15 protein-coding genes are annotated in these 23187 nt (G+C 68.9%); 9 read left to right on the top strand and 6 right to left on the bottom strand.

Features of this window, described 5'->3' with window-relative positions:
• Positions 1-53 precede the first annotated feature (53 nt).
• The 5 genes from KEG57_RS39925 (at position 54) to KEG57_RS39945 (ending at position 7668) form a co-directional block, all read left to right on the top strand.
• Complete coding sequence (locus KEG57_RS39925) at positions 54-3239, top strand: beta-propeller domain-containing protein (protein WP_272420923.1); 3186 nt, start codon at positions 54-56, stop codon at positions 3237-3239.
• A gap of 161 nt (positions 3240-3400) precedes the next feature.
• Positions 3401-3874: a hypothetical protein gene (locus KEG57_RS39930; protein ID WP_272420922.1), complete on the top strand. Its 474-nt coding sequence runs from the start codon at positions 3401-3403 to the stop codon at positions 3872-3874.
• Positions 3875-3980: 106 nt separating this feature from the next.
• The gene (locus tag KEG57_RS39935) at positions 3981-5468 is read left to right on the top strand and encodes a serine/threonine-protein kinase (protein WP_272420921.1); all 1488 of its coding nucleotides are present in this window, start codon (positions 3981-3983) and stop codon (positions 5466-5468) included.
• The gene (locus tag KEG57_RS39940; protein WP_272420920.1) at positions 5465-6502 is read left to right on the top strand and encodes a tetratricopeptide repeat protein; all 1038 of its coding nucleotides are present in this window, start codon (positions 5465-5467) and stop codon (positions 6500-6502) included. The genes KEG57_RS39935 and KEG57_RS39940 overlap by 4 nt, the downstream gene beginning before the upstream one ends.
• 20 nt (positions 6503-6522) lie before the next feature.
• A complete protein-coding gene (locus KEG57_RS39945) occupies positions 6523-7668 on the top strand; it encodes a putative metal-binding motif-containing protein (protein WP_272420919.1) in 1146 nt (381 codons plus the stop codon).
• Here the strand turns inward: KEG57_RS39945 and KEG57_RS39950 are convergent, their stop codons facing one another.
• From KEG57_RS39950 to typA, 4 genes are read right to left on the bottom strand one after another with little or no spacing between them, the layout of a single operon-like run.
• Positions 7669-9156, bottom strand: a complete 1488-nt coding sequence (locus KEG57_RS39950) for an alpha/beta hydrolase (protein ID WP_272420918.1) — start codon at positions 9154-9156, stop codon at positions 7669-7671.
• A 27-nt stretch (positions 9157-9183) separates the two neighbouring features.
• Positions 9184-12732: a YhaN family protein gene (locus KEG57_RS39955; protein ID WP_272420917.1), complete on the bottom strand. Its 3549-nt coding sequence runs from the start codon at positions 12730-12732 to the stop codon at positions 9184-9186.
• Positions 12729-13976 (bottom strand): metallophosphoesterase family protein, encoded by a 1248-nt coding sequence (locus tag KEG57_RS39960; protein ID WP_272420916.1) that lies wholly within the window; start codon positions 13974-13976, stop codon positions 12729-12731. The genes KEG57_RS39955 and KEG57_RS39960 overlap by 4 nt, the downstream gene beginning before the upstream one ends.
• Positions 13977-14022: 46 nt before the next feature.
• Complete coding sequence (gene typA / locus KEG57_RS39965; RefSeq protein ID WP_272420915.1) at positions 14023-15861, bottom strand: translational GTPase TypA; 1839 nt, start codon at positions 15859-15861, stop codon at positions 14023-14025.
• Between the two features lie 116 nt (positions 15862-15977).
• Here typA and KEG57_RS39970 point away from each other — a divergent pair, with 116 nt between their 5' ends.
• The 3 genes from KEG57_RS39970 (at position 15978) to KEG57_RS39980 (ending at position 19185) form a co-directional block, all read left to right on the top strand.
• Positions 15978-16421 carry a hotdog fold thioesterase gene (locus tag KEG57_RS39970; protein WP_272420914.1) on the top strand — a complete coding sequence of 148 codons (444 nt, stop codon included), beginning with the start codon at positions 15978-15980 and terminating at the stop codon, positions 16419-16421.
• A gap of 54 nt (positions 16422-16475) precedes the next feature.
• Positions 16476-17345, top strand: a complete 870-nt coding sequence (locus KEG57_RS39975; protein ID WP_272420913.1) for a 3D domain-containing protein — start codon at positions 16476-16478, stop codon at positions 17343-17345.
• A gap of 118 nt (positions 17346-17463) precedes the next feature.
• Positions 17464-19185 (top strand): DnaJ domain-containing protein, encoded by a 1722-nt coding sequence (locus KEG57_RS39980; protein ID WP_272420912.1) that lies wholly within the window; start codon positions 17464-17466, stop codon positions 19183-19185.
• Between the two features lie 27 nt (positions 19186-19212).
• Here KEG57_RS39980 and KEG57_RS39985 read toward each other — a convergent pair whose 3' ends face one another.
• Entirely contained in the window at positions 19213-19920 is a 708-nt protein-coding gene (locus KEG57_RS39985) for a hypothetical protein (protein ID WP_272420911.1), read from the bottom strand.
• Between the two features lie 125 nt (positions 19921-20045).
• The gene (locus KEG57_RS55890) at positions 20046-21797 is read right to left on the bottom strand and encodes a S41 family peptidase (RefSeq protein ID WP_272459487.1); all 1752 of its coding nucleotides are present in this window, start codon (positions 21795-21797) and stop codon (positions 20046-20048) included.
• 436 nt (positions 21798-22233) lie between these two features.
• On the opposite strand from KEG57_RS55890, the gene KEG57_RS39995 reads away from it, so the two are divergent.
• Positions 22234-23043 (top strand): sigma-70 family RNA polymerase sigma factor, encoded by an 810-nt coding sequence (locus KEG57_RS39995; protein WP_272420909.1) that lies wholly within the window; start codon positions 22234-22236, stop codon positions 23041-23043.
• Positions 23044-23187: the final 144 nt, after the last annotated feature.

Raw genomic sequence — 23187 nt, forward strand, 5'->3', positions numbered from 1 at the left:
TAGGAAGGCTTTTATTCCTTCATCTTGTGTGAAGGACGAAGGGAGCGACATCGATGCGCAGCTTCTTGAATCGTGGCCCCGTGGCACGAACGGCGGGTCTCTTGACGGCGCTATTGTTCGTGGCCGGGCCGGGATGCGCCACGAATACGGGTGATGGCGAGGAGAACACGGGCGAGAGCAAGGAGGCCGCGAAGGCCCAGACCTCGTTCCTGTCGGCCGATCAGCCGAACTACCAGTTCACGTGGGGCGAAGAGGAGGAAGAGGAAGAGGAGGAAGAAGAAGAGGAGGAAGAGGAGCAGGAGCTCGAGGAGGGCGACATCTACCGTGTCATGAACAATGGCACCCTCCTGAACCTCAACTGGTATCGCGGCCTGCAGGTGATCGACGTCAGTGACGTGACCGAGCCCAAGGTCGTCGGCCAGCTCCAGGTGGGCGGCACGCCGGTCGAGATGTACGTCGACGGGACGCGCGCGATCCTCTTGATGAACGACTGGTACGGCTACAAGGGCAAACCGAACAGCCTCGAGGTCGACAGCACGTCGGGTGGCACCGTGCTCCTCGTCGACATCTCGAACCCGTCGAAGCCCGTGGTGCGCTCGCAGTACGACGTGCCTGGCTACATCCAGACGAGCCGCTACGCGAACGGCGCCACGCAGGACGCGCTGTTCGTCGCCGCGAGCCACTACGACTGGTTCATCAACGATCAAGGCTATTGGGAGTGGATCCAAGGCAGCACCGTGAAGAGCTTCGACGTCGGCCAGACGGCGATGACGGAGAAGAGCGAGCTGCCCCTCGGTGGCTACGTATCGGCCATCCACGCGGAGAACGAAGTGCTCCTCGTCGCGCGCGAGCAGCACTGGTGGTCGTCAGGGCAGAGCGACGTCGCTGTCATCGACATCTCCGACAACGGCGGCACGATGGTCCAGCGCGACGAGGTGACGGTCAACGGTTACATCCGGTCGCAATTCCACATGGACTACCGGAACGACCAGCTCCGGATCTTCTCGGGCCCGCAATGGAGCACGGGCGATCATAGCTACCTGCAGACGTACGACGCGTCGAACCTCGACAACGTCGTGCCGATCGACACGGTGGCGTTCGGCGAGAACATGTCGCTCTTCGCCGCGATCTTCCTCGATGATCGGGCGTTCGCCGTGACGTATCGCAACTACGATCCGTTCCACGCCTTCTCGATCGATCCGAACGGTCACGCCGAGGAGAAGAGCGAGTTCATCGTCTCCGGCTGGAACGACTTCTTCCGGCCCGCGTTCGACAACTCGCGCCTCATCGGCATCGGCGTCGATGATCAGAACGGCCGCAAGCTCGCCGTCAGCCTCTACGACATCACGAACCTCGAGAACCCGAACCCGCTGCTCGACCGCAAAGAGGTGGCCGGCGAGGATCACGGCTGGAACTGGTCCGAGGCGAACTGGGATCACCGCGCGTTCAGCGTGCTCCACGACGCGGTCAACGTGACGGCGCCGACGGGCCAGACCGAGACGGGCCTCGTGCTCCTGCCCTTCGCCGGCTACAAGATCGTGAACGGCAACTGGTCCTACGAGTCGGCCGTCCAGATCTTCACGTTCTCGAACTCGACGCTCACGCGGCGCGGCATCATGGACCATACGGACGCGGTCCGCCGCACGTTCAAGCTCGACGCGACGAACGGGGCAAACCTGTCCGAGACAAACCTCCGCATCTGGGATCAATCGAACCTCGACGCGCCCCAACAGGTCGGCGAGCTCGGCCTCGCGCCGGACTACGGGCAGGTCTGGGTCTTCGACGACCACCGCGCGCGCCTGCGCGGACCGGACTTCGACGATTACTGGTACTGGTACGATCCGAACGCGATGGCCAAGGTCGAGATCATTCCGGACGACGAGCCCGTCGACACCGGCACGCCCGTGGCGACCATCGAGATCCCGGTGAACGCGCACTACTACCAGGTGGGCGACCTGCTCGTCAGCGTCTCCGGCAAGTGGCTCGACTATCCGAACTTCGAGACGACCATCAAGGCGTGGGACCTCTCGGATCCGGCGCACCCGGTCGAGGCCGGCCAGCTCGTCACGACGGAGCTGCCGTACAGCTACTACTACTACGGTTACGGGGCCGGGGCCGTCGTCGGAAAGAAGTCGCTCGGGTTCATCTCGACGAACAATGTCCAGGGCGAGCCGGTCTCGATGGAGTACTGCTATTCGTACACCTACGACTGGTCGTCGTGCCGGGGCCAGGAGGGCTGCACGATCTTCACGGGCAGGCGCGAATGCCGGAAGATCAACGACGGCGCGCTCGACTACTGCGTCGGCGGGTTCGCGCAGTGCACCGATCACGCGGACGCGGAGTCGACCTGCGTCCCGCTCGACTGGTCGGAGGCGGAATCGCAGGCCTACACGTACTGCTACGGGAGCGAATACGAGGCGGCGCGCTTCCGGACGAAGGCAAAGCTCACGCTCGTGAATTTCTCGAACCCGTCGCAGCCGACGGTCCTCGCGCCGATCGACGTGACGGCCGGGCCGGACGAGGAGTTCGTCCAGGTGAACGCGGCCGACGACGACATCTATGTCACCGTCAAGAAGTCGGATGCCAAGCCCGGCGACACGCGCCCCTACGCGCGGTACTACGTGAAGCAGCTCGAGCTGAAGCACCCGTCACAGCCGAAGCTCGAGGCCCCGATGAACGTGCCGGGCAGGTTCATCGCGAAGAAGGGCAACACCCTCTTCACGCAGGATCTGGTCTGGGGCAACAGCCAGTACATCGAGACCGCCGTCGCGAAGCTGCAGATCAAGGGCAAGAAGGCCGAGCTCGACAACTATCACCACTTCGCGAACCGGTACGTCCATCAGCTCTTCATCGACGGCGACAGGCCGGTCGCCTCGCACAACCTCGTGTGGGAGCCCTACAGCTACTACACGAACAACAATGACCGCTTCAGCGTCCTCAAGCCGAAGAGCGGCAACAACAATACGTTCCAGGTCCTGTCGAACGTGAAGCGCCCGGCCAACGCGAGCTTGCTCAGCGTCGACGAGCGCCGCGCCTTCTTCTCGCTGAACGGCGGCGTGCTCATGGCAAGCCTGGAAGACCCGACGACGCCGACGTCCACGGCCTTCTTCCCGGGTTGGAACTGGTACTACAGCGTCACGCCGGTCATCGACGACGACGAGGTGCTGATCGCGGCAGGGCGCTACGGCGTGCACGAGGCCGATCTCGACACGTACAACCTGCTGACGAGCGGCAATTAATCGCGCTCTGCCATTACGACGCTCGCGGGCCCCGCGGGCTTCGCGAGCGTCCCCCCCTCCGTCGGGCGACGCCTCCTGACGCACCCCGCCGTTGACACCACCTGCCCCGTGGCGCCATGATGCGCCGCGACGCACTCCCTCATCCACGCGTCGGAAATTGTATGAGCAAACGCAAAGAGCTGTCCTACAAATGGGTCATCATCGGCGGCGGCGTCATCATCTCGCTCTACTTCGTGATGCGCCTCCTCCTGCTCGGCGGGGTCGAGACCTCGATCGTCGCGAGCTTTGGCCCCGAGAAGGGCGGCCTTGTCATCGCCGGCATCGTGGCGTTCGTCTCGTACTTCGTCGGCGGCATCCTCATCGGCATCTTCAGCCCCGGTGAGACGGTCAAGGAGCCGGCCCTCGCGACGTTCATGGCGATCCTGCCGAACGCCATGCACACGATCATCTGGCACCTCCAGTACAGCTACCCCCTCGGCGGCGCCCTGGTCGGTCTCGCGACCACGTTCGTCGTCGGCATCCTGATGGCCGTCGCAGGCGCATGGATCGGCGAAAAGGTCCAGGGGCGGACTGTCGAAAAACTGCGCGAGGAAGGCGAGCTCCCGCCGCCGAAACCCTCGAGCGACAGCAACTGACCCGCGTCTTCTCGTTCCGCCTCCCCGGCACCCCCGCCATCTTCTTCACACACCCTCACGACACGCGAGATCCACGAACGAATATCGTGGTATCCTCGGTCCCATCGTGACCGTCATCGCCGAGGGACAGCTCATCGCCGGAAAGATCCGCCTCGAGCGCCCGCTCGCACGGGGCGGCATGGGCGCGGTCTGGATCGCCCACCACCTCAAGCTCGATCGGGCCGTGGCCGTGAAATTCATGGAGTCGGGCCTGACCGCCTCCGACACCGCACGCGCCCGCTTCGAACGCGAAGCACGCGCCGCGGCGCAAATCCAGAGCGCGCACGTCGTCGAGGTGCACGACTACGGTGTCGAGTCCGAAACGCCCTACATCGTGATGGAGCTGCTCCGCGGCGAAGATCTCGCCGCGCGCCTGGACAAACGCGGCAAGCTCGACCTCGCGGAGGCCCTGCGCATCACGCAGCCGATCTGCAAGGCGCTGCGCCGCGCGCACGAGCTCGGCCTCGTGCACCGCGACCTCAAGCCCGGCAACGTCTTCCTCGCCCGGCAAGACGACGACGAGATCGTGAAGCTGCTCGACTTCGGCATCGCCAAAGCCGTGTCGCCGGGCACGCCGCAGTCGGGTGACGTCACGCGATCGGGCAACCTCGTCGGCTCGCCGCTCTACATGAGCCCCGAGCAGATCCGGAAGTCGAAGGAGGTCGATCACCGCAGCGATCTCTGGTCGCTCGGCGTGATCCTCTACCAGATGCTCACGGGAAGGACGCCGTTCGTCGAGGACGAGGTCGGCGCCGTGCTCGTGGCGATCTGCACCGATCCGATCCCGAAGCCCTCGACCCTCGCGCCAGAGCTCGGACCCGAGGTCGATCGTTTCTTCGACCGCGCCCTCGCCCGTGATCCGGCCGAGCGCTTCCAGAGCTCGCGCGAGCTTTTCGAAGCCCTCGAAGCACTCACCGCGAAGCCCGCCGCCGAGGTGAAAAGCACACCCGTCGCAAAGCACGACCCGACACCCTCGCTCGAAGCGAGCGACGAGATCGTCCCGAGCCCGTCGCCGCGCCCGAGGGAGAAGAACACCGTGGTCGCGCTCGCCGAGACGATGGCTGCTCCCGACGGTCCGGGCACGCTCACGATGTCGCCCTCCGGCCGGACGCAGGACGATGGCTCGACGCCGAAGCACAAGCAACGGAGGTTCGTTGCCGCGGGGCTCGGCGCGCTCGCCATCGGCGCCCTCGGATGGGTGTTCCTCGGCCCGGTCGCGCCGGCCCAGGAAGCGCGCATCGACGGCCCGGGCAGCCCGACGTTGCCGCTGCCGCCGCCCGTGACCGAGCCCGAGGCGCCCGCGCCCAAGCAGCCTCCGCCCACGCCCGAGGCGGTCCCGAAGACGACGCCCGAGACGCTCGCCGAGGTCGATCCGCAGAAGCGGACGCCCACGGAGGCGCCCGTTCGTAGTGACAAACCGGTCGTTCCTGCCAAACCCGCGACCCCGAAGACGGACGCGGACGGCAAACCCGAGCCCGCGCCGGCCTCGACGACGAACGAGGACGACGAGCTGCTCGGTCTGTCGAAGCCGGCCACGACGCAGCCCCCGCGATGAATCGAAGCCGCCGCGTCTCCCTCGCCGGAGCCGCGCTCTTGGCGGCGCTGATCTTCCCCTTCGGATCCCGGGCGGACGAGCCGCCGAAGACCGAGACGGTGACCCCGCCGCCGCCCGCGGAGCCCTCCGAGGAGGAGCTGCGCGAAGAAAAACGCGCCATCGCCCTCGAAAAAGGCCGCCGCGCGATGCAGCTCTTTCGCGCGGGCCAGTACGCCGACGCCTATCCGCTCTTCCGCGACGCCGACGAGGCATTCCACACGCCGCAGCTCGTGCTGTACATGGCGCGTTGCCAGGACAAACGCGGCAAGCTCCTCGAAGCGCGCGCGCTGTACGAGCGGACGGTCGCCGAGCCGCTGCCGGAGACGCCATCGAACTCGCTCCTTCGCGCACGGCAAGCGGCGACCGCGGAGCTCGGCCCGGTGCGCCTGCGTATCCCGACGCTCGCCGTCGACGTGCGCGGTCCGCCGCCCACGGAGGTGACGCTGTTCGTGGACGGCGAGCTCTGGCCGATGGATGAGCCGCGCGAGCTCGATCCGGGCAAACACGAGGTCGAGGCGTTGGCACGGAGCGGCGCGCGGACGACACGCGAGGTGGAGCTGCCCGAGGGCCGAAGTGTGTCGATCGTCCTGCGCCTCGGCCTCTTCGCGAAGGGCGTGGAACGGACGATCGAGCCCGCGGCGGCCCCGCCGACGAGGCCGACGTGGAGCATCGTGGCCGCGAGTGGGCTCTTTTCGATCGGCGCGCTCGCGCTGGTGACGGGCGTGGTGATGGGCGGGCTCACGCTCGATCGGCGTGAGGTGCTCGAAACGGAATGCGTGCAACAGCGGTGCACGCCGGCGGGCATCGACGCGTACGAGCAGACGAAGGCGTATGCGTCGGTGTCGAACCTGGGGTTCGGGGCGGCGGCAATCGCCGCGACGGCGGGGGTCTCGGTGCTCTTGTTCACGCCGAGCACGAAGCCCGCGGCCGCGCGCGGCGCACGCGTGGAGCTCGACGTTCGAGGCGGGTTCATGGCCGTGCGAGGCGTGTTTTGAGGCGGACCGCGCTGCTTTTGATGGGCCTTGTGGCGGGGCTCCTCGGCTGCGAGACGTTCATCTCGCTCGGCGACGATTACACGCAGCAATGCACCACGCTCACGACGGTGTACCGGGACGCGGACAAGGACGGCGAGGGGAACCTGCACGATCCGCTCACCTGGTGCGGGGCTCCGCCGCCCGAGTACGTGACGAACACGCTCGACTGCAACGACAAAAGCGCCGAGGTGAACACGCGCGGGATCGACGATCAGTGCGACGGGATCGATCAGGACTGCGACGGCAAGACGGACGAGGATTTTCCGGTCCTCGATTGCCCGATTCTGATCGACGACAGGAAAAAGCCGTGCCCGGGCCGCACGGCCTGCGTGGGGAAGGACGTGCTGTGTTATGCGCTCTTCTACTACGACGCAGACAACGACGGGGCCGGCAGCACGCCGCGCATCGTCGAGGAACCCGGGAGCTGCACGCCGCCGCCCGTGCCCCTGGGCGGAGGCGCGTGGGTGCACGAAGGAAACGATTGCGACGACACGAATCCAGCCATCCATCCGGGGGCGAAAGAGATCTGCGACGACGGCGTGGATCAGAACTGCAACGGCACCGTCGGGAAGGTGTATCTGCGACAAACGTTTTCGCTGGGCGTGCTGAACACGGGGGCCGCGGCGGAGCTGTGGTCTTCCGGGACGAACAGCGGGTTCGTGCAAGCGGCGCCGAGCGATGGGGAATGCAATGGCCCGGAGGACGACGTCACGGGCACGGACGACGGGAACGTCGTGGGTGTCGGGCTCGGGGCGTGTGTCCCACCCGCGACCTCGGGCGAGCTCGAATCGCCGGTCGTGGACACGACGGGCGCGCCGAAGTTGTGGCTTTCTTTCCAGCAGTGGATCGATTTCACGCCCGCAGGGACGCTCGGGGCGCCCCCGGCGGTGGCGCTGTCGGTGCAACAAGGGCCCCAGCGGACGATGCTGTTCTCGCTGGCGAACCCCAGACCCACGGACGACCAGCCGGTGCCGGGATGGGACGAGTTGGAGCGCGAACTCGCCACCTTCACGGGCCCGGCCACGTCGCTCGTCTGGTCCTACGAGAGCGGCGACACGGGGGGCTGGGGCGGATACGCGATCGACGACGTCTTGCTCGTCGACGAACGCTGCGTCGACGCGCCCTGACTATTTGCAGGTCGTCCCTTCGGGCGGGAGCTTCCGATCGACGAGGTAATCGGTGACCGCCTGGTCGATGCAGGTGTTGCCTCGGAGGAACGAGATGTGCCCCGGGCCCTCGCGCGTGAGGAGCACCCCCGAGGAGAGCTGCGCCGCGAGCGAGACGGCCCAAGGATACGGCGTGGCAGGATCCCCCGTGGAGCCCACGACGAGGATCGGCGGCGCGCCGTCCGCGGAGATCGGTGTATTCGAGCGCCAGGGCTGAAATGCCCAGCGCGCGGAGGGCAGCGCCGTGGCGGGCAAATACATGCCGATTCGCGGCGCCTTCGCCTGGAGCTCGTTCGTGAGGTTTTGATAGACCTGGGGATCATTCGGAAACGTGTTGTCGATCGAGGTGACCCCGTAATAAACCTCGAACGACGCGTCATACGTGCCATCCGCGCTGCGGGCGACGTACGCGTCCGCGAATTCGAGCAGGCCCGAGCCGTCTCCCGCGGCCGCGAGCGCGAGCGCCTGGGCGAGGTATTTCCATTGGTGTTTATTGTAGAGCGGCTGTGACACGGCGTAGATGAGCTCGCCGGGCCCGAGCGTGCGCGTGCCGCCCGGCGGCGCAGGCAGCGGGGAAGCCTCGACCGCGGCCTTCACGGCGTCGTACGCGGCCCACGGGTCGCCGCCCGAATGGAAGGCGCACGCGGGTTTCGCGGCGCAGTCCGCGAGGAACGCTTCTAGCTCGGCCTCGAAGCCGAGGGCCTGCCCCTTGATGAACGCATCGCCGGAGACCGTCGGATCGATCGTGCCGTCGAGGACGAGCGCCCGGACACGATCCGGGTAGGCCTCGGCGTAGATCGTTCCGAGAAACGTTCCATAGGAAAAACCCACGTACGTGAGCTTGTCGTCGCCGAGGGCCTCGCGGAGGAGGTCCATGTCGCGGGCGATGTTGTTCGTCCCGACGAACGGCAAGAGGTCGCCGCTCCGCTGCTTGCAAGCGGCCGCGAAGGCGTCCGCGCCGGCGACGAGGGCCGCGCGCTCCGCGTCGTCGTCGGGCGTCGGATCGAGCCCGATGAGGGGCGCGAGGTCGTCGACGCAATCGATCGCGGGCGTGCTGCCGGCCTGGCCGCGCGGATCGAAACCGACGAGATCGAACCGATCCTTGAGGCGCTGCGGCAAAGCGATCTGCGCCGCGCGCGCCCAGCCCACGCCGGATGCGCCGGGGCCGCCGGGATTGACGAGCAAGGAGCCGATACGCGCGGACGGAACCGCGGCCGGGCGGCGCACGAGCGGAATCGAAAACGTCCGTCCGTCCGGCGCGTCGTGATCGACGGGCACAGAGAACGTGGCGCATTCGAAGCCGCCCCCGCAATCCTCCCAGGAAATGCCAGGAGCAGGGGGCGCTTGCGGGGGATCGGGATCACCGCCGCAGCCGAGAAAGAGGGGGGAAACGAGGAATGGGAAGGCCCCGGAGAGGCGCCGCGCGATCGTGACCATGAGGAGGTTCATGGTACCGCGAGGCGAATCAGGGAGGCGCTAGCTTGCAGGACGCAAACGAGCGCGCCCGCCGAGCGTGTCGAGGTCGTGCAAGCAAAGGCGGGACGGCGGGACGGCCTCGCGGGCGAGATCGGCGACGCGCGCGTGGTGCGTGAAGAAAAGGACCTGCGTCTTCTGCGAGAGTTCGCCGAGGATGGAGAGCGCGGCGCGGGAGCGCGCGTCGTCGAAATTGACGAGGATGTCGTCGAGGACGAACGGAATGGGTTCGTTGTGCTCGAAATGGCGCTCCAGGCTCGCCATGCGGAGCGCAAAAAAGAGCTGATCCCGCGTGCCGTCGCTGAGGCCCTCGACGCCGACCAGGCCCCCCGCGGGCCTCACGCATTTCAGGATCGGCCGGCCCTCCTCGCCCTCGTCGTCTCCGCGAATCCCCACGAACGACCCGAGCGTGAGCCGCTCGAAGAGCTCGGAAGCGCGGCGCACGATCGGCCCCTGGTGTTTCTCCCGGTATTGCTTGATCTCGTCTTCGAGCAGCCGGTAAGCGAGGCGCGCACGGGCATACTCCTCGACGAGGGTCGCCATGGCCGCGAGGTGCTGCTCCGCCTCCTCTGCCGCCTCGGCCGCCTTGCCGCTGCCGTCGAGCAGGGCGAGCCGCTCTTCGAGCTTGCCGATCTCCTTGTCGATGTCGGCGCGCGTATTGCTCGTCGCCTCGTTCTTCAACTCGACCGCGTTGAGGGCGGTGGCGACGTCGTCGCCCGTGAGCCCCTGGCATTCGGCGACGAGCGCCTCGAGGCCGAGCCCTTCGCCGAAATCGAGGAGCTGTCGCTCCAGCGGGTCGAGCCGCGCCCGGAGGTCGCGCACCTCCTTCGATCGCTCCTCGGCGACGACGAGCTCGGAGACGCTCGTCGCGCGCGCCTCGTCGAAGAGCTGGGCGAGCTTGCGTTCGGCGGCCTTGCGCTTGTGCGTGACGTCCTCGAGCTCGCGTCGCTTCTCGTCGAGCTTGCCCGTGACCTCGCGCTTCTTGATGTCGTCCTTCTCGGCGAGGGAGAAGCGTTCGACGAGCATGTCGGCCGCTTGCTCCGTGGGCTCGCCGGCGAGGTCGGGCGCAGCGACGCGCACGACGTCGAGCACGTTCGCGGAAAACCTCTTGGAGTCCTGCTCGATGCCCGCGATGCGATGCCGGATCGCGCCCGCTTTCTCGCATCGCTTCGTGAGCTCGGCCCAGAGCCGCAGGACCTCTTCGGCCTCGTCCGGGCGCGTGGTCCGGGCGAGATCCATGCTCTGCATCGCCTCGGCCCACGAGGCCGACCACGCGTCGAGCTCGGCCTGCTTCTTCGTGAGATCCGCCTTGAGCTGCGCGGACTCGGCCGTGCGTCGCGTGAGCTCCTTGTCATGGGACTCGCGCTCCGTACGCGCCCGCGCGGCGCGCTCGCAGACCGAACGTGCCCGCTCCATCAGCGCCGAGAGAGAGGCTTCACCCGGCAGGGGAGCGCCGAGGAGCCGCGCGAGCGCCTCCTCGTGATCCGTGCGCAGCGTGCGCATCGACGCGAGCTCGGCCTCGGCGGCCATCCAGCGCGCGCGGTCCTCGGCGAGCTTCTCGTAATGCACGAGAAACCCCTTCATCTCCGCAGGCGAGAGCGGCGCGATCCCGGAACGCGACCACTCCTGTTGCCACCTCGCGCTCTCGGCTTCGCGCGCGGTCGCGAGCGCCGCGAGCGAGGCCGAGAGCTCGTCGATCTCCTGCAGGAGGCTCGCGCGCTCGAAGGACAACGTCGAGACCTTCGCGACCCGATCCGCCTCGTGGAACAGGCGCTTCGCGAGTTCGTCGGCGTGCCGCACGCGCGCCTCGTAGTCGAGCACCATCTCGATGCCGACGCGCGCGGGAGCGGCGCGGAACGTCGCGACGTCTCCTTGCTCGATGACAGGATCCGCGAGGATCGAGCGACGCATCGCGACCCAGAGCGCATCCCGATGCTCACGCGCCGCCGCGACCTCGTCCTCCGTCGGCACGGCCCCGCCGCGCCGCGTGCGCTCGAGCTCCCGATCCACGTCCGCGAGCTTCTTGCGGCGATCCGCGAGCGTCTGCGAGAGCCCGCGCGCCTTCGCCTCGTCGTCGGCGAAGGCGCGTTCGAACCGCTCGATGGTCTCACGCGACGGCAAGGGCAAGGCCCCGATGCGGTCGAACGGCAACTCGAAGAGCGCGAGCGCCGCGTGCTCCCTGCGCACGCGCGCCCCGAGATCCTCGGCGACGCGCTCGCGTTCCCGGATGAGTTTGTCGAGATCACCCTCCCGCTGCGCGCGTTCGACGGCGCGTCCGAGATCGGCGACGTCGGCGAGCGGAGGCAACCCCGCGCCGCGCTGTCGCTCCTCGGCGAGCCTCGCCTCGACCGTCGCGAGCGCGCTCTCCGCGGCGCGGACCTGAGCATCGAGCGCCACGTGCTGCTTGACGAGCCCGCGGACGCGCAGCTCCAGCGCCGCGGGCAAACGCCACGCCTCGGCTTGTTCCGCCGTCATCGACCGACCGAGCCGCGCGCAGATCGCGCGCACTTCGTCTTCGATTTGCCGGAGCTCGCCGCGGAGCCGCGCCCCGTCGCCGCTGGCTTTCCGATGGCTGCCGAGGTCCTCCTGGATCTTCCGAACCGCTTGCGCCTTGTCGAGGAGCTGCGCGGGGACGTCGAGCGACACGAGCTTTCCTTCGAGCTCGGCGATCTCGGCGCGGAGCCGATCTTCCCACGGGCCCGCGTCGGCGATCACGGCCTGCGCGCGCCGCCGATCCTCGGCCGCGGTCTCGGGCAAGAGGACGACATCGCGGCGCGCTTCGAGCGAGAGGAGGATCTCGGTGCGCTCGGCGATGGGCCGGAGCGCGCGCTTGATCCGCGAGAGTCGGCGGTGCTCGCGCAGCAAGCTCTCCCGCTCGGCCTGGGCTGCGGCGGCGCGCTCGCGCAACGCGTCGAGCTCCTTCTTGTGCTCCTCCCAGGCGCGCACGGGCTGCGAGAACGTCTTCTGATCGTCCTTCGCCTTCTTGAACTTCTCGATGACGTGGTTGAGCTTTTTCGTGCGGCCGCGCGGGACGAAGATCTCCTCGGCGCGTTGTTCAAGCTTGCGCAGGAGCGAAGAGAGCCCGGTTTGCCCGAGTCCCGCGCCGAAGAGGCTCTCGCCGAGATCGCCGCGCCCCTCGACGAGCGCGCGTCCGCCTTCGACGAGGCGATCGTGCGAGAGGCCGAACATGGTCTCGAACTGCCCCTGCTCGAGGTTGCCGAGCAGGCGCCGGAGGTGCTCTTCCTCGATCGGCGCGTCCGTACGATCTCGTAGGGTATTCTTGCGGCCCTTCGTGCGGACGATCGAGAGCTCCTCGTCGTTCTCGCTACCGATGCGCCCACCGATGCGGAGGTCGGGCTTCTTATGGCGATGATCGTCCGCGGTGCGCTCGGGGATGCCGAAAAAGAGGCCCGTGACGGCGCGTAGCGTGGTGCTCTTGCCGGCCTCGTTCGAGCCCACGACGACGTGCAGCGCGCGCGCGGGCGAGGAGAAGTCGAGGAGCAGGTCGGAGAACGGCCCCCAGCGGAGCAGCTCGAGCGCGAAGATCTTCAAGGCGCTTCCCCCTCCGGGAACAGCTCGGGCAGGAGGTAGTCCGGTAGCTCCGAGACGAGACGCCGGACGACGTCGATCTCCTTGATCCGCGGGCCCACCTCGGCCTGGAAATACTCGGGCGGGAGCTTCGCCGCGATGTCGTCGAGCTCGCGCCCGAGCTTGCCGAGCTCGACATCGTCCTCGACGATCCATCGAAGCTTGCTGAGGAGCGCCCCCACGGGATCATCACGCTCGGCGTGCGCGTCGAGATCGGCGAGGGTGCGCGTGCGGACCTGGACTTTCTCGACCCAGACCTCGCCGAGATCGTTCGCGAGCGTGCAGAGCTCGGTGCGGAATTTGTCGGGGTCACGCGAGAGCGCGGCGTGCGCGCGGCTCGGGCCGGTGACGGCGACACGCGCGCAGAGGTTACGGCCCATCGCCGCGTCGACCTCGCGCGAGAGCGCGGCGCGGCAAAGCTCGAGGACGTCGTCGGGCGAACGCGCGGGCGAGGCGTCGACCTGGCAGGCGGCCCAGCGCGCGACGTCGAGGATGCGGTGCTCGACCGATTTCACGCGGCCGTCCTCGACCGTGACGAGGCTCGCGCCCTTGGGCCCGGTCTCGCGGGCGTGGCGGCCCTGCAGGTTGCCGGGAAAAACGATCCAGGGGGTTTCGTGGAGGACCTCGCGCGCGTGGACGTGCCCGAGGGCCCAGTAGTCGTAGCCCTTCTGGACGAGCGACTCGACGCGGCAAGGCGCGTACGGCGCGTGCCCCTCGCGGCCCTCGGCGGCGGTGTGGAGCAGGCCGATGTTGAAGTAGCCCGTCCGCGGACCGGGGTAGGTCTGGGCGAGGTCCTCGGTCGTCTCGGCGCGGGCGTAGCCGCGGCCGTGCACGGCGACGCCGACGTCGTCGAGGACGATGGTCTCGGCGCGGTCGGTTCGGAGCTCGTGCACGTCCTTGGGCAAACGGAGGATCTTGCTCTTCGCGTCGTGGTTGCCGCGGACGATGAAGACGCGGATGCCGGCGTCGCGCAGGCGCGCCATCTGCCGGACGAAGAAGAGGCCCGTGTTGTAGTCGGTCCAGTCGCCGTCGTAGAGGTCGCCGGCGATGAGGAGGAAATCGACGGATTCGGCGATGCACGCCTCGACGAGCGCTTCGAGGGCCCGCCGCGTCGCGCCGCGGAGTTTGTCCGCGGGCGCCCCTTCGTATCGATCCAGCCCGCGCAGAGGACTGTCGAGGTGGATGTCCGCCGCGTGAAAAAACTTCATCAGGGGCCGCGGATACTACCCGCGGCGCCCCGCTCGGTCGATCGATTTACTCGACGGCCTGTGCCTGTTCGATCGCGTCCTCACGCCGATCGCGCAGGTTCACCGCGAGCACCTTCTTGCGCACCCGCACGAACTCCGGCGTGACCTCGACGAGTTCGTCGGCGTCGATCCACTCCATCGCGGTCTCGATCGTGAGCAGCCTCGGGCTCGCGAGCAGGACGTTCTCGTCCTTGCCGTGGTTGCGGATGTTGGAGAGCTTCTTCTCCTTGATCACGTTGCAGTCGGTGTCGTTCGGGCGGTTGTGCTCGCCGCAGATCATGCCCTCGTACACCTCGACGCCCGGCACGATGAAGAACGTGCCGCGCGGCTGCAGGTGGTGGAGCGCGTAGGGCGTCGCGACGCCCGCGCGATCGGCCACGATGGCGCCCGTGGGCCTGCGCATCATGGGCCCGCCCCACGGCGTCCAGCCGTCGAACATGGTGTTGAGCAGGCCCGTGCCGCGCGTCGACGTGAGGAACTCGCCGCGGAAGCCGATGAGCCCACGCGACGGGACCTGGAACTCCAGGCGCGCCCGGCCAAACCCGGGGTTCGTCATCTTCACCATGCGCCCGCGCCGCGACGAGAGGCGCTCGGTCACGATGCCGACGTACGTCTCCGGCACGTCGATCACGACGAGCTCGACGGGCTCCATGGCCTGCCCCTCGATCTCGCGCGTCACGACCTCAGGGTTCGAGAGCTGCATCTCGTAGCCCTCGCGCCGCATCGTCTCGACGAGGATCGCGAGCTGCAGCTCGCCGCGGCCGAGCACGAGGAACGTGTCGGGCGAATCGGTCGGCTCGACGCGGATCGCCAGGTTCTTCCGGGCCTCGCGCTCCAGCCGATCCTTGAGCTGACGGCTCGTCAGGAACTTCGACTGCTTGCTCTTGCCCGCGAACGGCGAGGTGTTGACGCCGATCTTCATCTTGATCGTCGGCTCCTCGACGACGATCCGCTCGAGGGCCTCGGGGCGCTGCGGATCGGCGATCGTGTCGCCGATGTTCACCTCGAGCCCCGCGATGGCCACGACCTCACCGGCCTGCGCGCTCTCCGCGTTGACGCGCTTCAGGCCCTCGAACGTGAAGAGCGCCTTCACCGCGCCCTTCGTGACCTTGCCGTTCTCGCCGAGGACCACGACCTCGCCTGCCTGCCGGATGCTGCCGCGCGCAATGCGCCCGACCGCGAGCCTGCCGACGTAGTCGTCGTGCGTCGTGTTGCAGACGATGATCTGCAGCGGCTCCTCGGGGTCACCCTTGGGCTCGGGGACCCGCGCGAGGACCGTCTCGAAGAGCGGAACGAGGTTCGTGAGCTCGTGCTCGAGCTCGCGCTTGCACTGGCCGAGCTTGCCGATCGCGTAGACCGTGGGGAAATCGGTCTGCGCGTCGCTCGCGCCGAGGTCGCAGAAGAGGTCGAAGACCTCGGAGAGGACCTCGTGCGGACGGGCGTCCTGGCGGTCGATCTTGTTGATGACGACGATGAGCGGGAAGCCACGCTCGAGGCACTTCGAGAGCACGAAGCGCGTCTGCGGCAGGGGCCCCTCGGCCGCGTCGACGAGCAGGAGCGCGCCGTCGGCCATCATGAGGGTGCGCTCGACCTCGCCGCCGAAGTCGGAGTGTCCCGGGGTGTCGACGATGTTGATCTTGACGCCCTTCCAGCGGACGCTCGTGTTCTTCGCAAGGATGGTGATTCCTCGCTCGCGCTCGAGGTCGTTCGAGTCCATCACGCGCTCGGCAACCACCTCGTTTTCGCGGAAAGCGCCCGCCTGGCGGAGCATGTGATCAACGAGCGTGGTCTTACCGTGGTCGACGTGGGCCACGATGGCGATGTTGCGGAGATCCTTGCGGGCCATTTTGGGGGCCGCTCCTAGCACGCGCTTTGTGACGAGGCGAGCGAACCCGGCGGGCCGCGCACGAGCGATGGCCTTCCAGACCAAGGGCTTTTCCGGCATGGTGCGCGACGAAAAAAATGTTGGATCTGGACGTCTTTCGGCAGCTCGCCGAGGAGCTCATCCCTTTCAACAAGTGGATCGGCGTCAAGGTCGACCACCTCGCGCGAGGCCACGTGACGCTGTCGATCCCGTGGCGTGACGAGCTCATCGGTGATCCCGTGCGCCAGGCGATCCACGGCGGCGTGATCAGCATGCTCGCCGACACGGCAGGCGGGCTCTGCGTGTGGACCGCGATCGAGAACCCCGCGCTCGGTCGGGTTTCGACGGTGGATCTGCGCGTCGATTACCTCCGGCCCGGTCGACGCGAGACGCTCGTCGGCGACGCGACCACGGTGCGCGTCGGCGCCAAGCTCGGCTGGGCCGACATCCGGCTCTACCACCCGAGCGACGCGTCGGAGCTCGTCGCCACGGCCCGCGGCGTCTACGCGCTGAAGAACCCGAAGCAGCCAAGAGACGCCTGACCCCCCCCGGCGTCCTCTTGGCCATCGGCGGGCGAGCGAGGGTATCCTCGTCGCATGCGACCTTTGACCATGGCGCTCGTCGCCTGCCTCTCGGGCGCCGCGTGCGCGACCGCAGCCGGGCAAGCCTGGGTGCAAGGCGAAGGCGAGCCCGCGCGCGAAGCCGAGCATCGCGGTTGGTCGGACACGCGGGGCGCGCGGGCGGGGTTTCTCGAAGCCGAGCGCGCGCCCGAACGAACGCCGGCCACGCCACGCGACACGACGCCCGCGGCCGCTCCCACGCCGAACGCGGAGGAGGTCGTGGCCATCACGGCGCAAGGCTCGGGCACGACGCCCGCGGCGGCCTTCCGCAACGGCGAGCGGTTCCGCAACACCTATTACGACTTCCCGAAAGAAGACGCGGGCCCGAAGAACGCGACGATCTACGACGCGAGCTGCAAGCCGATCACGCTCGTCACGCAGGACTTCCACGATCGCGTCTGCGTGCAGGGCAGCGGCCGCCTCTCGACGGGCGAGACCGTGAGCTTCGCCAAACGCGACTGCGACTGCGCCGCGGTCTGCCCGCGCACGAACCAGAAGATCTGCTTCGAGCGTCTCGACCCCGCCCGCTTCCCCACGGGCCGCGGTGCCCTCGGCAAGCCGATCACGCCGCTGCGCTCGGTGGCCGTGGACTCGTCGGTGATCCCGCTCGGGACCGTGCTCTTCATCCCCGAGTTCAAGGGCGTGAGCCTGCCCGAGGGCGGGCGCCACGACGGCTGCTTCGTCGCCGAGGACCGCGGCATGAAGGTCGTCGGAAGGCAGATCGACGTCTTCACGGGAGATCCCGCCGCGACGATCCGCCTGAACGGGCTCGTGCCCTCGAACCGCGGCGTACGCGTCTACGCAGACGACGCGCGCTGCCGCTCGCTCGTCGCCCGCGGGCCCTGATCCGCGTACTGCGGCCGCGCCAACCGTTTTCCAGACGCCCGCGAAATCCACACGGTCATCGGAGTGCCCCGTTGCGCCCCCGCGCGCACCCTGGCACGCTTTGGCCGAGTCGCCGCGCATGGCTGCTTCGCCCCCTGCCCCCACGACCGGATCGCCCCTCGTCGTCCCTCCGGGGCTCGTACCGACGGCGGAAGCCCACCTGGTGCAGACGCCGCTCCTGCACCTCTACGTGTACCTGCTCGACAAGCTCCTCACGGGGACGCTCGTGCTGACCACGAAGACGGGCGCGCGCGCCGCGGTGTCGTTCGACGAGGGAACGCCGACGCGCGTGATGGATCTCGCGGGCACCCGGTACGCCGAACGAACCCCGCTCGAGCGGGCGATGATCAAGCTCTGCGAGGTCGAGGCCGAGACGCGGTACGCGTTCTACGCGGGGCAAGACCTGCTCGCGGAGCGGGGCACGGAGGTGCCGCGGGTCGAGCCGCTCGCGGTGATCATGGCCGGCGCGCGCGCGTTCGTCGGGGCGCCGCAGGCCGAGGCAACGCTGCGCCGGGTCGACGACGTCCCGATGGGGATCGCGAACGGGGCGACGCCGGAGCGGTTCCGGCTGACGCCCGAGGAGCGCGCGCTCGTCGAGCGGCTCCGCAAGCAGCGGACGACGCTCGCCGACCTCGTGAAGACGAGCGGCGTGCCCCCGCGCATCGTGCGTGGCGTGGTCTACGGGATGACGATCACGCGGCATCTGGATTTCGGCGGCTCCACGCGCCCACCCGTGGGGCTCGAGCGCGCCGCCGCCGCGCGCACCGCGATGACCTCCGACCCGTACGGGTGGCGACCGACGTCGGGCACGACGGGCCCGCAGTACGTGGACCAGACCGGGACGCGGCCGCGGGACGAGGTGATACGCGCGGCAGACCCGACCGGGCCTCTACAGACCGTCAAGCGCGAGGGGACCGGGCCGCTCCAGGCCATCAAGCGCGAGGGAACCGGGCCCCTCCAGGCCGTCAAACGTGCGTCCGACCTGACCGGGCCGATGCCGCCCGACAAACCCGCGCCCCCGAACAACGAGAAACGCCGCGCCGAGATCGAGGCCAAGCTCGCCTCCGTTCCGAACGAGGACCATTTCCAGATGCTCGGCGTCCCGCGCGACGCGACGTCGAGCGACGTCCGGAACGCCTATTTCAAGCTGGCGCTGGTGTACCATCCGGACAAACTCCCGAAGGATCTGCACGACTTGAAGCCCCGGGTGGCGCGGCTCTTCGCGTCCATCAACGGAGCCTACGCGGCGCTGAAGGACGACGCGGGGCGCGCCCAGTACCTCGCGTCGCTGAGCGGCGCCGTGCTCGACGAGCAGGCCCAGATCGAGCGCGCCGTGAATGCCGCGCTCGAATTCGAGAAGGCCGAGGTCTTCCTGCGAAAGAACGACCTCACCTCTTGCGAAGCCTCCGTGCGGCGCGCCGTCTCCGCCGATCCCGAGCAGCCCGCGTACATTGCCTTGCTCGCGTGGGTCGTGGCGAGCCGGCGGCCGCTCCCGCCGGTGCCCGAGGAGGGCAAGACGAACAACGTCTACGACGACTGCATCACGCAGCTCGACGGCGTCCTCAAGGCGGAGCCCGATTACGAGAAGGCGCTGCTCTACCGCGGCCGGCTGCTCAAGCTCGCCGGGCGTGTCCACCAGGCGTACCGGGACTTCAAGCGCGTCACGGTCGTCAACCCGAAGAACATCGAGGCGGCGCGCGAGGTGCGTCTCTACGAAATGAGGCACCCGCCCGAGGACGACGGACCCGGCTCGAACCCCGGCCGGGGCCTGCTCGGCAAGCTCTTCAACAAGAAGCGCTGAGCATTCCCCGCCGGGATTCGCAGGCGTTCAGCCGCCCGGACAGGTGACGAGAATGCCGCCGCCGGACAAGCTGTCGCAGGAGAACTGAAAGCACGGGTCGTTCAAGCACGCGCAATTCGGCGTGCTGCCGCACGCGGCGGGGATCGGCTCGCAGTGGTAGGAATCGGGGTAGCCTGCGACGTCCGACGTGGTCTTCTGGCAATACTCCGTGGCCTTGTCGCAGAAGTTGTGGCCGCAGGGGAAGAGCCCCTCGGGCGGCTCGCAATTGCCGAGGTCCGAGACATCATGGCCCGCCTGTGCGGCGTCGCAGGGATTGCCATACACCATGCCGTCGCACGCGCAGGTCGGGAAATATGCGTCCGGGCACCCTTCCGGCCGCGGTTTGCAAATGCCGGTGAGGTCGGTATCGCCGCACCGATCATTCGGATAATCGCACCACTCGCCGGGTCCACACATGAGCCCGGCGAACCCGCCACACGGCGCGCCGCTGGAGCCGCCGCCCATACCGCCGACGCCGGAGGACGACGACGAACCGCCGGCGCCCCCCTGACCGCAGGAATCGGCGCCGCAGCCGCCACCGCCGCCCTGACCGCCGCCCATACCGCCCGAACCGCCCGCGCCCCCGCCCGAGCCACCCGAGCCATTGTTCGAATCGACGAACGACACGCTGCAGCCGCCGAGCAGCAAAACACAAAGCGAAGCTGCGCCCAACCATCCATGCAAAGCCAATCGCATCACGGCCTCCAGACACGCCCTTCAGCAAGCGTAATGCCACAGCGTATCACGTTCTTTTGAGGCCCACCGCGAATGCAAAGGCAGGCCGCGATGTCGCGGCGTTGGCCCAGCCTGCGCCAGAATGATCAGCGCGCCGCGGCCACGGAGGTCCCGAGCGCCCGGAGCGCGCGGCAGACCGTCTCGTCCCGGCAAGGACCGACACGCCCGCCATGCAGCGCCCACGGCACCTCGCGCACGAGCGCAGAATCCCGCACGTCCGGCCCGCGCCAAGGCTCGAGCGCACGCGAAAGCCGCGCCTCCCGCTCGGTCGCCGCCGGCAGCGAGAGCGTGATTTGCGGCAATATACCGACCTTCTGGACCGGCGCGCCATCCGGCAAAGAAAAGAGCAATGTCGTCAAACGAAGGACGCCCGCGTGTGCCTCGTCGTCGAGGTATTCCTGCGCGCAGCCTTTGCCATAAGTCCGGTCTCCAATGACCACACCACGGCGATAACTGGCGAGCGCCCCCGCGATCATCTCCGCCGCGCTCGCGGAGTCGCCGTCCACGAGCGCCGCGAGCGGACCCGAATACGACTCTTCCGCAGGGACCTCGGGCGCGCGCTCGACCTCGACGCCGCCATCACGCCGGCGCATCGGAAAAAGCGCCGCGCCGGGGAGGAAATGGCCGAGCGCCGCCATGGCGCCATCCGTCGAGCCGCCGCCATTCGCCCGCAGGTCGAGCAGCACGCCGCGAATGTCGTGCGCATCGCGGACGCGCGCGAGCGCCGCGCCGATGCGATCGCCGAGGTCGTCGGGGACGTCCGGGATCGTGACGACGGCGACGCGACCCTCCGCGTATCGGACGATGTCGAAGGGCAACTCCGGGGGTTCGGCCGCAGGCGCGGGGCCTTCCCGCGCAGGCGCGGGCGCGGGCGCGACGACGAGCTCCATGGGCTCTGCGACGTGGGGTCGGAGGATCGTCACCGACGCCGGCGGGCCGTGCGGCGCGCCTTCGACGAGGGCGCTCTGCTCGGCCTGCTCCACGCTCATGCCCGTGAGCGGCACGCCCCGCACGGAGAGCACGACGTCGCCGTCGAGGAGCGGCGCAAGCGCGCCCCGATCGATGCGGACGCCGAGCGCCGTCCGCGTCATCTCCGACCAGAGGCGCAGCGGCGGGTTCGTCTCGAGGTCGAGGTCGTAGATCGAGATCTCCTCGTCAAGCGGCGCCCACGCGCCATGCGCGTCGAGCTGGGGCACGTACGCGCGCACCGCGGCCGCGATGACCACGCGGCCCCAGGCCTCGGCCGTGAGATCGGGGAAGAGCCGCTGGCTCGCCGCCGTGACGTACGGGTCGAGCGCCACGCCGTACGCAGCCCGCGCCGCGCCAACCTCACGCCCAAGCTCCCGCGCAAGTTCACGGCCATTGCGCGTGATCGGCCCGTCCTCGAAGGGCGCGGCGGTCACCGTGCGCCAGACCTCGGCGGGCGAACGAGCGCGGCCTTCGGGGCGGCCTTCGCGCAGGCCCTCGTCGAACGACACGCGCAGCGTCTTCATCCAGGTAGCGAGCGAAGCGCCGACCACGTCCGCCGCGGCGCAAGGGTCGCCGTTCGGCGCGGCCTCGAGCTCCCGCAGAAGTCGCTCGCCTTCGCGGCGCACGAGCGGCGCGACGGGCGCATCCGGCGCGACGGACCAGAGCCCGTGCGGGTCGAGCCAGTCGACGACCCCATCGGCAAACTTTGCGGCTTCGACGTCGGTGACCGGCGCCGCGAGGTTCGTGCGGACCTGCGCGATGATGGTCCGCGCCGCCTCGCAGGAGAGCGCCGCGGGCGCGCCCGTCGGAAGGACGAGTCCGCCACCCGAGGGCGCGCCGCACTCCGCGCCGAGGGCCTCTTCGTCCACGACGTCGAGGGTGCGCAGCGACCACAACGCGATGCCGCGTTGCGCGGGCCTTGGAGGCTCGGCCGGCCGGTGCACTGCGACCGCGAGGATGGCGGTGGCAGCAGCGAAGTACCACCCTCTGGATGCGAGACGCCTGCCCACGTGTGTCTGGAAAGGGTGTACCACGCCCGAGGCGCGGGGGTGAAAACGGCGTGCGAACATCTCGAGGAACGAGGGGTGCGCGTGGCCCCCACAACGCCGGGGCGCCGCTCGCGGATTCACGCAACCGTTTCGCGCCCCTGGGGCGCCCCGTGACGTTTGCGCGAAACGAGATCGGCCGGTTTCGAGAAAGAGCCTGATTTGCGTACGGCATCGGCCCTGCATTGGCGGGCCGTGCGCCTTCCCCACCCCGTCGTCGCAGAGGCGGCGGGAACGCCCCGGGGCGCGAGGAGTCCCCATGGCCGAGAGCCGAAGTCCCGCCGTCTTCGCTCACGCTCCGCGCCAGCGCGAGCTCGACAAGCGCGAGCCGTTGACCCCCGAGCTGGAACGCGACCTCGCCGAGCGCTTCCGGAGCGGAGACCGCGACGCGGGTCGCCGCATTGTTGAGGCGTGCCTGCCCTTCGTGATGACCATCGCCCTCGAGTACCGGCGCTGGGGCATCCCGGTGGAGGACCTCGTCCAGGAAGGCAACATCGGCCTGCTCAAGGCGGCCGAGCGCTTCGACCCGTCGCGCGGCTGTCGGCTCGTGACGTACGCCGCATACTGGATCCGCGCCGAGATCCGCGAGCACGTGGCACGCGGCTACCGCATCGTGCGCCTCGGCTCTTCGAAGAGCGAGCGTCGCGTCTTGCGCATCTACCGCCGCACGCACGAGCGGGATCCGGACGTCCTCGCCGCGCAGAGCGGCCTTCCGCGCGAGCGCGTGATGGAGCTCCTGCCGCTGCTCATGGCGCGCGACGTGAGCCTCGACAAGAAGAACCCCGAGGGCGACGCGCCACTCGACCGGCTCTCCTCGCCACTCCCCTCGCCCGAGGATCAGGCGTGTGAGGACGAGGAGCAGCGGCAGGTCGCCACGGCGTTGCGGCAAATCGTCACGGAGCTCTCGCCGCGCGAGCAAAAGATCGCGAACGCGCGCTGGCTCAGCGAGGACCCGGCAACGCTCGAAGAGCTCGGCGCCGACTTCGGCGTGAGCAAGGAGCGCGTGCGGCAGATCGAGGAGCGCGCGAAGAAGCGCGTCCGCGCGCGGCTCACCGAGCTGCTCCACTAGAAGCATCGCAAACCGCCGCGCCGGGGCGCTGCCCCGGGCCCCGCGGGGGCTGTTCGCCCCTCGACCCGAACCAGGGCAAGCCCTGGACTCGGGGTGGAAGAACTGCGCGATGCGCAGTTCTTCCAACGGGCCCGTTGGACCGCG

Source organism: Polyangium jinanense (genome assembly GCF_028435365.1).

What these genes read in the sequence shown, in the direction of transcription:
- KEG57_RS39960 (WP_272420916.1), bottom strand. Translation starts at nt 13,976, where the DNA reads ATGAAGTTTTTTCACGCGGCGGACATCCACCTCGACAGTCCTCTGCGC.
- typA (WP_272420915.1), bottom strand. Translation starts at nt 15,861, where the DNA reads ATGGCCCGCAAGGATCTCCGCAACATCGCCATCGTGGCCCACGTCGAC.
- KEG57_RS39940 (WP_272420920.1), top strand. Translation starts at nt 5,465, where the DNA reads ATGAATCGAAGCCGCCGCGTCTCCCTCGCCGGAGCCGCGCTCTTGGCG.
- KEG57_RS39925 (WP_272420923.1), top strand. Translation starts at nt 54, where the DNA reads ATGCGCAGCTTCTTGAATCGTGGCCCCGTGGCACGAACGGCGGGTCTC.
- KEG57_RS39970 (WP_272420914.1), top strand. Translation starts at nt 15,978, where the DNA reads ATGTTGGATCTGGACGTCTTTCGGCAGCTCGCCGAGGAGCTCATCCCT.
- KEG57_RS39930 (WP_272420922.1), top strand. Translation starts at nt 3,401, where the DNA reads ATGAGCAAACGCAAAGAGCTGTCCTACAAATGGGTCATCATCGGCGGC.
- KEG57_RS39945 (WP_272420919.1), top strand. Translation starts at nt 6,523, where the DNA reads ATGGGCCTTGTGGCGGGGCTCCTCGGCTGCGAGACGTTCATCTCGCTC.
- KEG57_RS39950 (WP_272420918.1), bottom strand. Translation starts at nt 9,156, where the DNA reads ATGAACCTCCTCATGGTCACGATCGCGCGGCGCCTCTCCGGGGCCTTC.
- KEG57_RS39975 (WP_272420913.1), top strand. Translation starts at nt 16,476, where the DNA reads ATGCGACCTTTGACCATGGCGCTCGTCGCCTGCCTCTCGGGCGCCGCG.
- KEG57_RS39980 (WP_272420912.1), top strand. Translation starts at nt 17,464, where the DNA reads ATGGCTGCTTCGCCCCCTGCCCCCACGACCGGATCGCCCCTCGTCGTC.
- KEG57_RS39995 (WP_272420909.1), top strand. Translation starts at nt 22,234, where the DNA reads ATGGCCGAGAGCCGAAGTCCCGCCGTCTTCGCTCACGCTCCGCGCCAG.
- KEG57_RS39985 (WP_272420911.1), bottom strand. Translation starts at nt 19,920, where the DNA reads ATGCGATTGGCTTTGCATGGATGGTTGGGCGCAGCTTCGCTTTGTGTT.